Source organism: Streptomyces sp. NPDC028419 (assembly GCF_055565515.1).
Genome location: NZ_JBVHUE010000002.1, coordinates 104427 through 117130 on the forward strand (window position 1 = coordinate 104427; position 12704 = coordinate 117130).

The window sequence follows — 12704 nt, forward strand, 5'->3', positions numbered from 1 at the left end:
CCCCGCCGCCCTGCGCGTCAGACTAGAGAGGGGAGCTGCTCTCGGGCGGTTTCTTTTTGGGGGGGGGGGGGGGGCGGCCCCACCGCCCCCCCACCATCCGCGTCCCCTGCTCCACCGCGGCCTCGGGCTGGCGGGCGCCGTTGATCGCTTGGGAGCGCCACACCAGGCGGGCCCTGGCCCCGCCGTACCAGCCCATCCGGTAGGCGGAGACGGTGAACCGCGGCGCGGTGGTGGACACGTACAGGCCGAAGGACTCGCCCGGCAGGACGCTCACCCGGTCGGCGAAACCCTCGATCGCCCGCGCGGGCCCGGCCTTGGCCACGCCCCAGTCGGCGTTGCCCGGCCGCGCGTTCTCGGCCTTGACGTCGAAGGCGTGCGGTCCGGCCGGATCGCCGGCCCCGGCGGAACCGGACGGCTTCGACGCGCCGCTCGGCGTGCGGCCCGCGCCCGCGCCGTCGGTGGAACCCGACCCGTCCGCACAGCCCGCGACGGCCCCGAGCCCGGCCACCGTGGCCGCACCCGTCGCGATCGTGAGGAACCGCCGCCTGGCCGCGCCTCCACCGTCCCCTGCCTTGTGCGTCTGATCCATGAAGGGCACGGTATGTCACCCGTTCGGATCAGTTCGAACCGGGCGCGGCCCCGCGCGTCAGCCCAGGCGCACCACCACTTCCTGGGCGGCCCCGGCCGCTCGGGTGAGGTCGGCGAACCCCAACCGCAAGGCGGCGCCGGGGACGGCCGAGACCACCCCGGCGGAGCGGGTGACGACCTCGGCGACGGGCCGGTGCCACACCACGCTGAGCGCCGTCTGTGTCCGGGACGGATCGCTGACGCGGACCGTGGCCGTCCCGTCGGGCCGCTCCCGGACGGTCACCGAGCAGGGCCCGCCCGCCTCGACCGGACCGGCCGTCCCGGCCTGCCAGAGGTTGACCCCGGTGAACCCCAGGGACGGGACGGTGATGCCCTGGGCCACCTCCGAGTTGGCCAGGACGGTCAGCCACCCCGCGGCGGCGGCCCGGGAGGCGGTCTGGGCCGCCGTGGCGCCGGGGAGCACCTGATGGACATACGACCCCGCGCTCGGATCGGTGCCGTGGTCGTACCAGAGCGTCAGGTAGCGCCGGGTCAGCGCGGTGGTGGAGCCGTTCCGGTTGATGTCGCTCCAGCGTCCCGTGCGCTGCTCCCGCAGGGCCTTGAACCCGCCCGCCCCCGCCATGACGTACCCACCGAACCCCGCGAGGTGGGCCCAACCGGGGGAGGAGAAGGCGGCCGACCAGCCCGGGGTGGTCGGCTGGAGCGCGCCGCCGACGGTCAGCGCGTGCGTACCGGCGGCCCCCAGATTGCGGTTGTCGATGACCGACTCGACCACCGCGCCGTCCGCGGCCCGGATGCCCGCGCCCAGGCACACGATCGTGTCGGCGAGGAAGAACCAGGACTTGCGGGCCGTGAGGGTGCTGGACAGGCCCCGCAGGTGCTGCCCCACCGAGGCGAACTCTCCGTCCGTGCAGCCTCCCACCCACACGGCGTCGGGCCGTGAGGCTCCCCAGTCGCCTCCCGCGCCGTCGGCCAGCACCTTGCGCGAGACGGTGGTTCCGGGCAGTCGGTAGGGATCGACCGTCGGCCAGAAGGCGTCCGCGTACTGCCCGTTGCCATAGGTCGCGCCCCACCAGCAGAGCATCCCGCTGCCGGTGTGCCAGCCCCGCAGGTTCTCCCCGTTGCCCGTCTCGTAGTGGGTGATGCGGCGGGAGGCCATGGCCAGGGAAGCCGCCCAGTCGGGCCGCCGGTGCGTGGCCCGGTCCATCGCACCGAACAAGCGGTGGCCGACCGGCTCGGCCGCCGCCGGCACGGCCGGATCGCCCTCCACCTCGGCCAGCCGGGCCAGGGCGGAGAGGGGCAGGGACTCGTCGGCGAGCGGGCGCCTGTAGTAGTCCCGCGCCATCCAGCCCTTCACCAGCGCCCGCCATCGGGCCCGCTCCGCGGCGCTCGCCCCCTCGCCGAGCAGCAGGATCCCGGCGAGCAGTGCGTGGCCCCGGGCGTGGTCGTCCTGCGGCACCTGCCGGACGTCCGCCGCGGCCAGCCCCCGACTGATGGCCCGGCCGCTGACGCAGTCCATGGCCAGACCGTTGAAGAGGAAGGGGGCCCAGGCCCCCTCCACCGCATCGAAGACGACCTGCGCCCCGGGATCGACTACGGCCCAGGGTGTCCCCTTCAGCAGGCCCGACAGCAGGCCCACACCACCGAGCAGCACCGCACCGTAGGTACCCGCATAGGGCACCCACGTGTGCTGGAGGAACGACCCGTCGCGGTAGAGGCCGTCCCCCGCGGTGACGTAGGGGAAGACCGGAGCGAGGGCGTCACGAGCCAGAGCGATCTTGGCCGACTGCTTGCCGACCACCCCGCGCACCGCCAGCACCCGACACAGGTCCACCCGGTTCGCACCGGTGCTGGTCCCGGTGTAGGACCCGACCACGGAGTCCGGCACGAAGTGGTCCACGGCCGCGCAGGATCGCGTCAGCCGCGTCGGCGACAGCTGGTCGTACAGGAGCACGCAGAGGTCCAGCAGCGCCTGCGGAGCACCGATCTGCCAGCAGTACCAGTTGCCGTAGGGCGCCTGCCCCGCGTGGTAGGCCCGCGCGTGCAGGTGGTCCAGCCCGGTGAGCAGGGCCGAGAGCAGCGCCCCCGAGCCGGTGGTCCCCGTCCCGGGCCGGACGTAGGCCTCCGCCATCGTCCGCAGCCGGTAGTAGCTCTGCATCAGCATCTCGGGATCGGTGGAGAACACCAGATCGGGCCAGAGGGAACCGGCGGCCGGCGACATGGCCGCCACCCAGCCTCCAGCCATCTCGCCCAGTGCGGTCAGCCTCGAGCGGAACGGCTCCGCTCCGGTGGGCAGATCACCGCCCAGCACGAGAGCGCGCCACACCGCCCGCATGCCGTCGTGGACGTCCCCCACGGCCTGCGCGGCCGCCTGCCCGGCGGGTGTGCCGAGCAAGAGCGCGCCCCCGCCCGCGGTGGAGAGGAAGGCCCGCCGACTCCATACTTCCGTCATCGCCAACTCCTTTCGCCCCGTGGATCCAGCGACGCTCCAGGGGCCATCGACCGACCGGTCATTCGACGTGTTCGCGGTAGCGCTCGATCACCTCCCGCAGCACGTCCGCGCCATCCCGGGCCCACAGGCCCGGCTGGAAGATCTCCACCTCGACCGGCCCCGCGTACCCGGCGGCGTCGGCCAACTCGCGAAAGGCCCGCAGATCGATGCTGCCGTCGCCGAGCTGCCCCCGGCCCAGCAGCACCCCTTTGGGCAGCGGAGTGACCCAGTCCGCCACCTGCACGGACACGATCCGCCCACCCTCACCGGCCCTGCGCAGGTCCACGGGGAGCCGCTCGTCCCACCACACGTGGTAGGAGTCGGCCACCACCCCGACCTGCTCGGCCGGGAACTGCTCGGCCAGGTCGAGCGCCTGGCCGAGGGTGGACACCACGCACCGGTCCGAGGCGAACATCGGATGCAGTGGCTCGATGCCCAGGCGCACCCCGTGCGTCGCCGCCCAGGGGGCCAGCTCCCCGAGGACCGAGGCGATCCGCAGCCGCGCCCCGACCAGGTCCCGGTCCCCGGGGGGCAACCCGCCCGAGACCAGCACCAGCGTGTCGGCGCCCAGCTCCGCGGCCTCGACCACGGCCCGGCGGTTGTCGTCGAGCGCGGCCGCGCGGCCCCGGGGGTCGGCCGCGGTGAAGAAGCCGCCGCGGCACAGCGAACTGACCCGGATCCCCGCCTCCGCGACGAGCTTCGCGGTCTCCCGTACCCCGAAGGCCCGCATCGGATCGCGCCACAGCCCGACGGCCGTCACCCCGGCGGCCGCGCATCCGCTCACCAGCTCCGGAACGGACCATTGCCGGATGGTCTCCTGATTGAGGCTCAGCCGGGCCGGCGCCCCGGTCACGACGCCACCCCGTGCACCGCGAGGAGGTGGCGCATCCGCTGCTCCGCCCGCTCCGGATCGGGGAACAGGCCCAGCAGGTCGGCGCGTTCGTAGGCGGTGGCGAGATGGGGGAGCGAGCGCGCCGACTGGAGGCCGCCCACCATCGTGAAGTGGTCCTGGTGGCCGGCGAGCCAGGCCAGGAGGACCACCCCGGTCTTGTAGTAGCGGGTCGGCGGGGCGAAGAGATGTCGCGCCAGGTCCAGGGTGGGGTCCAGGAGGGCCCGGAAGCCCGCGGGATCGTCGTGGTCCAGGGCGACCGCGGCCCGGGCCGCCAACGGCGCGATCGGATCGAAGACGCCCAGCAGGGCGTCGCTCGCGCACTCCCCGTCCCCCGCGATCAGTTCCGGGTAGTGGTAGTCGTCCCCGGTGTAGCAGCGGACCCCGGTGGGCAGCCGCCGACGGATGTCCGCTTCGCGCCCGGCGTCCAGCAGCGACACCTTGATGCCGTCCACCTTGTCCGGGTGCTCGGAGACGACCTTCAGGAAGACGTCGGTGGCCTCGTCCAGGCCCTCGTGTCCCCAGTAGCCGTGGAGCTCGGGGTCGAACATGGGGCCCAGCCAATGCAGGACCACCGGTCTCGCGCTCTGGCGCAACAGGCCCCCGTACACGTCCAGGTAGTCCTCCGGACCCAGGGCCGCGGAGGCCAGGGCCCGCGAGGCCATCAGGACGGCGGACGCGCCGCAGGCCTCGACATGGGCCAGCTGTGCCTCGTAGGCGGCGGAGATCGCGGCGAGGGTGTGGGCCCCGGCCGGGAGTTGGTCGGTACCCGCACCGCAGAGGATCCGGCCGCCCACGGCCGCGGCGTCCGCGGCGGACCGGCGGATCAGCTCCGCCGCGGTGGGCCAGTCCAGCCCCATCCCGCGCTGGGCGGTGTCCATGGCCTCGGCCACGCCGAGCCCCTGCGCCCACAGCCGGTGCCGGAAGGCGAGCGTGCCGTCCCAGTCGACCGCGGGGCCCGCTCCGGCACAGGCGGCCAGCGGGTCGGCGACCACGTGCGCGGCGGCGTAGAACCTGCGGCTGCGGGCCGGGAGGAAGGAGAGGGGCGCCAAGGGATCCCGGCACGGTTCGTGGAGGCGGAGCCCGCCGTCGGCCGAGGGAAGCCGGATGCTCACAGCGTCACCGCCGGAACCGACAGGCGCCTGCCCTCGGCCGAGGAACGCAGGCCCAGGTCGGCCAGTTGCACGCCGCGAGCTCCGGCGAGCAGGTCCCACTGCCAGGGCTCGTCCCGCACGACGTGTCTGAGGAACAGCTCCCACTGCGCTTTGAACCCGTTGTCCCAGGGGGTGTTGTCCGGGACCTCCTGCCACTGGGCGCGGAACGGCTCGGTCTGGGGAAGGTCGGGGTTCCAGACGGGTTTGGGCGTCATCGCGCGGTGCTGGACGCGGCAGTCGCGCAGCCCGGCCACCGCCGATCCGTGCGTGCCGTCGACCTGGAACTCCACCAGCTCGTCCCGGTGGACCCGCACCGCCCACGAGGAGTTGATCTGGGCGACGGCGCCGCCCTCCAGCTCGAAGATCCCGTAGGCCGCGTCGTCCGCCGTGGCGTCGTAGGGCTTGCCGTCCTCGTCCCAGCGGCGGCCGATGTGCGTGCGGGTCAGTGCCTGCACCGTGCGGACCGGGCCGAACAGCTCGTGCAGCAGGTACTCCCAGTGGGGGAACATGTCGGCCACGATTCCTCCGCCGTCCTGTGACCGGTAGTTCCAGGAGGGCCGCTGCGCGGGCTGCCAGTCGCCCTCGAAGACCCAGTAGCCGAACTCGCCCCGGACGGAGAGGATCTCGCCGAAGAACCCGCCGTCGATCAACCGCTTGAGCTTGAGCAACCCGGGCAGGAAGAGCTTGTCCTGGACCACCCCGTGCTTGACCCCGGCGGCCGCGGCGAGACGGGCCAGCCGCAGCGACGACTCGAAGGTGAGCGCGGTCGGCTTCTCGCAGTAGACGTGCTTGCCGGCGGCGATGGCCAGGTCGAGGGCGGCCTCGCGGGCGCCGGTGACCTGGGCGTCGAAGTAGACCTCCACCTCGGGGTCGGCGAGGACCGCCGCGAGGTCCGTGCTCACGTGCTCCAGGCCGTGCCGCTCGGCGATGGCCCGCAGTGCTGGTTCCCGGCGGCCCACCAGCACCGGCTCGGGCCAGAGCACGGTGCCGTCGCCCAGGTCCAGGCCGCCCTGCTCGCGCAGTGCGAGCAGGGAACGGACCAGGTGCTGGCGGTACCCCATCCGCCCGGTCACGCCGTTCATGGCGATCTTGATCGTCCTGCGCTCCATGGTGTCCTCCTTCGCGTCATCGGGCGCTGATAGAAAGCGCTTTCACTCCGATCAGGCTAGAGCCGCGGAGCACGTCGAGACAAGACTCTTTCGGGTGATAGAAAGCGCTTTCTAAATTTGCGAACATGGAGATCCACACACCGGATGAGACGATGACCCGGGCAGACGGAAGGGGCGGGAAAATGGCGGTGACTCTGGCAGAAGTCGCGGAGCAGGCGGGCGTGTCGCCCGCGACGGTCTCGCGCGTGCTCAATGGCAACTACCCCGTGGCCGGAGGGACCCGGACCCGGGTGGAGCGGGCGATCGAGGAGCTCGGCTACGTGGCGAACGGCCCGGCGCGCGCCCTCGCGGCCGCCACGTCCGACCTGGTCGGCGTCCTCGTCCACGACGTGGCCGACAGCTTCTTCGGGATCCTCGCCGGATCCCTGCAACGAGCGCTCGGCCCGGAGGGCGGCCACCTCGGGAGCCGTCGGCTCGCCGTGGTCTGCAACACCGAAGGCGAACCCGCGGCCGAACTGGCCTACCTGACCCTGCTGGAGGGCCAGCGCGCCGGCGGCGTCGTGCTCACCGGTGGCGCCGTGGAGGAGCCCGCGCACACGGCGGCGCTGACCGCCCGGGTCGCGCGGATGGCCGCCGGCGGCGTCCCCGTGGTGCTCTGCGGCCGTCCCCCGCTGTCGGTACCGGCCGCACTGCCCGTCGCCACCGTGATGTTCGACGACCACGGAGGCGCCTTCCGCCTCGCGGAACACCTGCTGAGCCTTGGGCACCGCCGGATCGCCTACGTCGCCGGGCCGTCCGGACTGAGCACCACCCGGGAGCGACTCGACGGACACCGAGCGGCCCTCCACCGACAGGACCCCGTGCTGGCCGGGGCCTGCGAAGCGCTGACCGTCCACGCGAGCTTCGACCGCCACGCCGGTTATGACGCCACCCGCGAACTGCTGCGTCGCGGCGCGCCCTTCACCGCGGTCGTCGCCGCCAACGACACGGTCGCGACCGGAGTCGCGGCGGCCCTGAGGGAAGAGGGGATACGGATCCCCGAGGACGTGTCCGTGGCGGGCTTCGACGACCTTCCCTTCTGCGTGGACACGGCGCCCGCCCTCACCACCGTCCGAGTGCCCCTGCGCGAGGCGGGCGCGCTCGCCGCGCAGTTGGTCACCGGACGCCGACTGCCCCCGCCCGGCGGCATCACCACGCTGCCCACCGAACTGATGGTGCGCGGCTCCACCGCGCCCCCGCCCCCGGGGAGCCGATCATGAAGTACGCCTTCTCCACCCTGGGCCTGCCCGGCACACCGCTCACGCGGACCGTGGCCCTCGCCGCGACGCACGGATACGACGGCGTGGAACTGCGCGCCCATCCCGAGGAGCCCCTCCATCCCGGGTCCACGTCCGGCGACCGGGCCGCCGCGGTCCGGGCCTTCGCCGCCGCCGGCGTCGGGATCCTCACGGTCGCGGGCTACGCCCGGGTCGCGGCCGAGGGTCCCGACGGACCCGTCCTCGACGAGCTGAGAGCGCTGACCGAGCTCGCCGCCGACCTCGGGGCGCCCTACGTCCGGGTCTTCCCCGGCGCGGGGGGCCCGGCAACCGCCGCTGCCGATGCCCTCGCCGTGCGCAGACTCGCGGCCGCGGCGCCGATCGCCCGGCGCGCCGGCGTCCGGATCCTGCTGGAGACCCACGACTCCCACCGCACCGGGGCCGCCGTGGCAGGAGTCCTGGACCGGGTCGGGCATCCGGGCGCGGGGGCGCTGTGGGACGTGCTGCACACCTGGCTCGGTGGCGAGAGCCCGAGACGGTCGAGCCGGGAACTGTCCGGGCACCTGGGCTACATACAGGTGAAGGACGTGGCCTCGGCGCAGGACCTGACACCCCTGGGGCTGGGCCGCGGGACGCTGCCGCTGGCCGAGGCGGTGGCTGTCGCACCACCGGGCGGCTGGCTCTGCTGGGAGTACGAGAGACGTTGGTACCCCGCGGCCGAGGACCTGCAGGGGTTGCTCTCGGCGGGCCGCGCGTACCTCGCGGGGCTGGTGCGGGCGACGGGGAGGGAGGCGCCTCACGCCGAGTAGGCCAGCCGGCCCGGGTCGACGCCGTAGCGGAAGCCGAGCCCGAGGGCGTAGCGCTCCAGCTCCTCGACGGCCGTGGCCGCCAGACGGTCCAGCTCTCCGCCGAGCGAGCCGGCCACGTGGGGAGTGAGCAGGACGTTCGGCAGATTGAAGAGGGGGGAGGCAGCGGGCAGCACTTCGGGCTCGGTGTGATCGAGTACGGCGTGCAGTCGTCCGGAGAGCAGCTCCTCGGTCAGGGCCGCCGTGTCCACCAGCGCACCGCGGGCGGTGTTGATGAGCGTGGCCCCATCGCGCATCAGGGCGAGCCGCGGGGCGTCCAACAGATGACGGGTCTGCGGCAGGGCGGGGGCGTGCAGGCTGACCACGTCACTGCGGGAGAGCAACTCGTCGAGGGATACGGGCTCGGCGCCCATCGCCTCCAGCTCGGTCGGGTCGGCGTACGGATCGTGGACGAGCACGCGCAGGTCGAAGGCGCGGAGCAGTTCCAGGACCCGTCGTCCGATCAGGGAGGCCCCGACCAGGCCGACCGTGCGACGGTAGTTGCCGACCGTCGGATAGCGGCTCAGCAGGTCGATCGGGCCGCGGGTGGCCCGGTAGAGGTGGGCCGACTCCAGTACGCGCTTGTTGGCGAAGAGGATGGCGGCCAGCGTGTACTCGGCGACGGGCACCGCATTGGCGGCGGCCGCGCTCGAGACGAGCAGACCGCGCTCCCAGCAGGCCTCGGTCACATGGTGTTTGACACTGCCGGCCGCGTGGACCACGGCGCGGAGCCGGGGCATGCGCGTCAGCGCCGCCGCGTCCAGCGGCGGGCAACCCCACCCGGTCAGCAGCACCTCGGCCGCTGCCAGCCGGTCGCCCGGGAGGGCGCCGGGGCTGGTGGAGTCCGTGAAATCGACGAGGAGGAGATCGAGGTCGACGTCGGCGACCCGGCGCAGCTCGGACAGGGTGCGGGAGTCGCTCAGCACGGCGCTGCGCGTGCCGGGGTTCATGGCGAGCAGGGTGACGGGGCGGTGGATCACTTGACGGCTCCCGCGGTGAGGCCCGAGCGCCAGAACCGCTGGAGGCCGAGGAAGGCCAGGACCAGGGGGACGACGGCGACGAGTGAACCGGTGATGACGAGGGGGTACAGCTCGGGCTGCTGATAGACGCTGCGGTTCCACATGAACAGCCCGAGGCTGACGGGGTACAGCTGTTCGTCGTTGAGCATGGTCAGCGCGCCGTAGAAGTTGTTCCAGATGGCGGTGAAGGTGAACAGGAAGATCGTCACAAACCCGGGCCAGAGCATCGGGAACGACACGTGGGCGAAGACCCGGAGTTCACTCGCGCCGTCCATCCGGGCGGCCGCGAGCACCTCGTCGGGGACGTAGCCCTCGGCGAACACCCGGGCCAGGTAGACCCCGAAGGGGTTGACGAGGGCGGGCACCAGATAGGCCCAGTAGGTGTTCACGGCCCCGGCGGCCGAGGCCATGAGGTAGAGGGGGAGTTGGAGCACGGTCGCGGGGACCAGGACACCGGCGAGGACGACGCCGAAGAGGCGCTCCTTGTGCCGGAAGTCGTAGGCGTGGAAGGCGTATCCGCAGGCCACGCTGATCAGGGCGGACAGGACAGAGCCGACCACGGTGTAGAGGAGGCTGTTGCCGAGCCAGCGGCCGAAGATCCCGTCGTCGTGGGCGAAGAGGTCGCGGAGGTTGGTGAGGAGGTGGAAGTCGCCGAAGGAGTAGGGATCGGTGGAGAAGAGGTCGCGCCGGTTCTTGGTCGCGGCCATGACCAGCCAGGCGAGGGGCATCAGGGTGTAGGCGGCGACCAGCAACAGGGCGGCGTTGACGGCGGCTTTGGAGAGGAGGGCGGAGGGTCCGCCGCGCCGTGCGGGGGGCCGGGTGAGGGTGTGCGTCATGCGTCCCTCCAACGGTTGCCGAGCGTGGTGACGACGTAGGAGGCGGCTGCGGCGACCAGGGTGAGGAGCAGGGCTCCCGCGGCGGCGAGTCCGTAGTCGTGGCTCTTGAAGGCGGCGCTGAAGATGTACATCGTCGGTGACCAGGATTCGCCCATCTCGTTGGCCCGGAGCTGGAGCAACTGCGGTGCGTCGAAGAGCTGGACGGCGCCGACGCAGGTGAACAGCACGGTCAGGATCAGGGTGGGGCGGATGCTCGGCACCTTGACCTGGAAGGCGGTACGGATGGCTCCGGCGCCGTCCATGGTGGCGGCCTCCAGTGTTTCGCGGGGCACGGCCTGGAGTCCGGCGAAGAAAATGATCATGTTGTAGCCCATCCATTGCCAGGCCGAGATGTTCACGACGGACAACAGGGCCTCGTCGCGGCCGAAGAAGTTCCAGGAGAGTCCGGCGCCGTCGAGGACGTCCAGGACCGGGCTCAGGCCGGGTGTGTAGAGGTACAGCCAGATCACGGCGGCGATCAGACCGGGGACGGCGTGCGGCAGGTAGAAGGCGATCTGGAAGAACCGCTTGGCGCGGGCGAGGGCGGAGTCCAGGAGGAGGGCGAGGACCAGGGCGCCGCCGACCATGACGGGGATGTAGAGCAGGCAGTAGACGGCGACATGGCGGAAGGAGGCCAGGAAGAGGGGATCGGTGAGGGCGTTCGCGTAGTTCCCGAAGCCGCTGAACACGCGTTGCGTGCCGCCGAAGCCGAGGCCGGACTGTTCGTCGTGGAAGAGGCTCAACCAGCCGGCGTAGGCGATGGGGGCGACCGTGACCAGGGCGAAGAGGAGGAAGAAGGGGGCCATGAAGAGGAGCGGGGCGGAGCGGCTCCGCGCCGGGGCCCTGCCGGGCGGGGTGGCGGGGGCGGAGGTACGGGTCGCGCCGCCCTGCCCGCCCGGCTCCGTCCGGTCCGCGGGCGCCGGCGCCCGGCCCGATGGGCTCTCGGGCGCCGAGACCACCCCGGCCGCTTCAGGCTTCCCGGTCGCCCCGGTCGCCCCGGTCGCCCCGGTCGCCTCAGGCGCGTCCGGCGTGTCAGGCGCCCCGGTCGCCTGCGGCTTCCCGGTTGTCCCGGGGAGGGGGGTGGGCGGGGGCATCAGTTGGCCAGGCCCAGGCCGCGGGCCTTGATGGCCTTCTCGGCGGCCGTCTGGCCCTCGCTCAGGGCCTTGAGCTGGTCGGCGCCGGCCGCGTTCTGCGCCGCGTTGACCTGGAGGTGCGTCGGGCCCCAGGTCCAGCCGGGCACGATGGTGTCCGCCGCCGCGCCGGCGAGGGCGTAGGGGTCCTGCCCGGCGAAGTACGTGGTGTCGAAGAGCTTGGCGGCCGCCACCCGCATCTCCGGGTTGGCGGGCAGGGCGCTGCTGGGGGCCTTCAGCGAGCTGAGCCGGGCCTTGACGGCCTCCGGGTCGGTGGTGACCCAGGCGATGAACTCCGCCGCGGCCTTGGTGTGCTTGCTGCCCTTGGGCACGATGTAGGAGGTGCCGCCGTACATGCCGGTGGCGGGCTTCCCGTCCCAGGTCGGCAGCGGGGCGATGCCCCACTTGCCCTTGAGGTCCGGGTAGCTCGCGAGGAACGTACCGGCCGTCCAGGCGGCGCCGATGACGGTCGCGACCTGGCCCGACGAGCGTTCCTTCGCCTCGCCCTCGCCCCACAGGGGGGTCTTCGAGGCGAGCCCGGACGACAGCAGGCCGTTCCAGTACGAGGCCACCTTCTGGGAGGCCGGATCATTGATGGCGACCTTCCACTTGTCGCCTTCCGTTCCGTACCACTTGGCGCCCGCCTGCCAGGAGAGGCCGGCGAGGACGGCGGGGTCGCCGCCGCCGAAGTTGGTGATCCGGACCGCCGGGTCGGCCTTGTTGATCTTCTCCGCGGCCTGCTTGTACTCCTCCCACGTCGTCGGCACGGCCACCCCGTGCTTCTCGAAGATGTCCTTGCGGTAGAAGAGTTCGAGCGGGGTGACGTCGAAGGGCACCGCCCAGGTCTTGCCGCCGAGTCCCACCAGGGACTGGACCGCCTTCGGGAACTTCTCGGCGACGAGCTTGCCCGAGGTCGCGCTCAGGTCCTCCAGGTTGCCGCCGCTCGCGAACTCCGGGAGCGAGGAGTAGTCCATCGTCGCGATGTCCGGCGCGTTGCCGCCCTTGACCGCGTTGGAGAGCTTGGCCGCCCCGTCCGGTCCGCCCGGCACGGCGGAGAAGGTCACCTGGATGTTCTTGTGCGTCTTGTTGAAGGCGTCCACGGTCTGCTGCGCGCCCGCACTGGAGGACCAGTAGGTGAGGGCGACCGGCTGGTCGGCCGACCCCACCGGTTCGGCGGCCGTACCCGTCCCCTGCTCGCCGCCGCACGCGGTGGCGAGCAGGGCCAGCGAGGCGACCGAGGCGGTGAGGGCGAGACGCGACAGACGGGAGGACGGCGAGCGGGACGGCAGGCGGGACGACAGGCTGCGCGGCATGTTTCGACTCCTACGGACGACCGCTGCGGGCGGCG

11 protein-coding genes are annotated in these 12704 nt (G+C 72.8%); 2 read left to right on the top strand and 9 right to left on the bottom strand.

Annotated elements, in window-relative coordinates:
• Nucleotides 1–22: 22 nt before the first annotated feature.
• From ACZ4UB_RS02870 to ACZ4UB_RS02890, 5 genes are read right to left on the bottom strand one after another with little or no spacing between them, the layout of a single operon-like run.
• Nucleotides 23–589 carry a N,N-dimethylformamidase beta subunit family domain-containing protein gene (locus tag ACZ4UB_RS02870; protein WP_468067848.1) on the bottom strand — a complete coding sequence of 189 codons (567 nt, stop codon included), beginning with the start codon at nt 587–589 and terminating at the stop codon, nt 23–25.
• Nucleotides 590–646: 57 nt separating this feature from the next.
• Nucleotides 647–3040, bottom strand: a complete 2394-nt coding sequence (locus ACZ4UB_RS02875; protein ID WP_468067849.1) for a polysaccharide lyase 8 family protein — start codon at nt 3038–3040, stop codon at nt 647–649.
• A gap of 58 nt (nt 3041–3098) precedes the next feature.
• Nucleotides 3099–3932 (bottom strand): sugar phosphate isomerase/epimerase family protein, encoded by an 834-nt coding sequence (locus ACZ4UB_RS02880; RefSeq protein WP_468067850.1) that lies wholly within the window; start codon nt 3930–3932, stop codon nt 3099–3101.
• Nucleotides 3929–5083: a dihydrodipicolinate synthase family protein gene (locus ACZ4UB_RS02885; protein ID WP_468067851.1), complete on the bottom strand. Its 1155-nt coding sequence runs from the start codon at nt 5081–5083 to the stop codon at nt 3929–3931. The genes ACZ4UB_RS02880 and ACZ4UB_RS02885 overlap by 4 nt, the downstream gene beginning before the upstream one ends.
• Nucleotides 5080–6231: a Gfo/Idh/MocA family protein gene (locus tag ACZ4UB_RS02890; protein WP_468067852.1), complete on the bottom strand. Its 1152-nt coding sequence runs from the start codon at nt 6229–6231 to the stop codon at nt 5080–5082. Before ACZ4UB_RS02890 ends, ACZ4UB_RS02885 begins: the two co-directional genes overlap by 4 nt.
• Nucleotides 6232–6413: 182 nt before the next feature.
• Between ACZ4UB_RS02890 and ACZ4UB_RS02895 the strand changes: the two genes are divergently transcribed.
• Both ACZ4UB_RS02895 and ACZ4UB_RS02900 read left to right on the top strand, forming a co-directional pair.
• Nucleotides 6414–7490, top strand: coding sequence for a LacI family DNA-binding transcriptional regulator (locus ACZ4UB_RS02895; RefSeq protein ID WP_468067853.1), 1077 nt, complete (start codon nt 6414–6416; stop codon nt 7488–7490).
• The gene (locus ACZ4UB_RS02900) at nt 7487–8296 is read left to right on the top strand and encodes a sugar phosphate isomerase/epimerase family protein (protein ID WP_468067854.1); all 810 of its coding nucleotides are present in this window, start codon (nt 7487–7489) and stop codon (nt 8294–8296) included. Before ACZ4UB_RS02895 ends, ACZ4UB_RS02900 begins: the two co-directional genes overlap by 4 nt.
• Here the strand turns inward: ACZ4UB_RS02900 and ACZ4UB_RS02905 are convergent.
• From ACZ4UB_RS02905 to ACZ4UB_RS02920, 4 genes are all read right to left on the bottom strand, one after another.
• Nucleotides 8284–9282, bottom strand: coding sequence for a hydroxyacid dehydrogenase (locus ACZ4UB_RS02905; RefSeq protein WP_468068173.1), 999 nt, complete (start codon nt 9280–9282; stop codon nt 8284–8286). The genes ACZ4UB_RS02900 and ACZ4UB_RS02905 overlap by 13 nt on opposite strands.
• Nucleotides 9283–9308: 26 nt before the next feature.
• On the bottom strand, nt 9309–10187 hold the full coding sequence (locus tag ACZ4UB_RS02910; protein WP_468067855.1) for a carbohydrate ABC transporter permease: 879 nt from the start codon (nt 10185–10187) through the stop codon (nt 9309–9311).
• A complete protein-coding gene (locus tag ACZ4UB_RS02915) occupies nt 10184–11032 on the bottom strand; it encodes a carbohydrate ABC transporter permease (RefSeq protein ID WP_468067856.1) in 849 nt (282 codons plus the stop codon). Before ACZ4UB_RS02915 ends, ACZ4UB_RS02910 begins: the two co-directional genes overlap by 4 nt.
• A 287-nt stretch (nt 11033–11319) precedes the next feature.
• Nucleotides 11320–12669 carry an ABC transporter substrate-binding protein gene (locus ACZ4UB_RS02920; RefSeq protein ID WP_468067857.1) on the bottom strand — a complete coding sequence of 450 codons (1350 nt, stop codon included), beginning with the start codon at nt 12667–12669 and terminating at the stop codon, nt 11320–11322.
• Nucleotides 12670–12704: the final 35 nt, after the last annotated feature.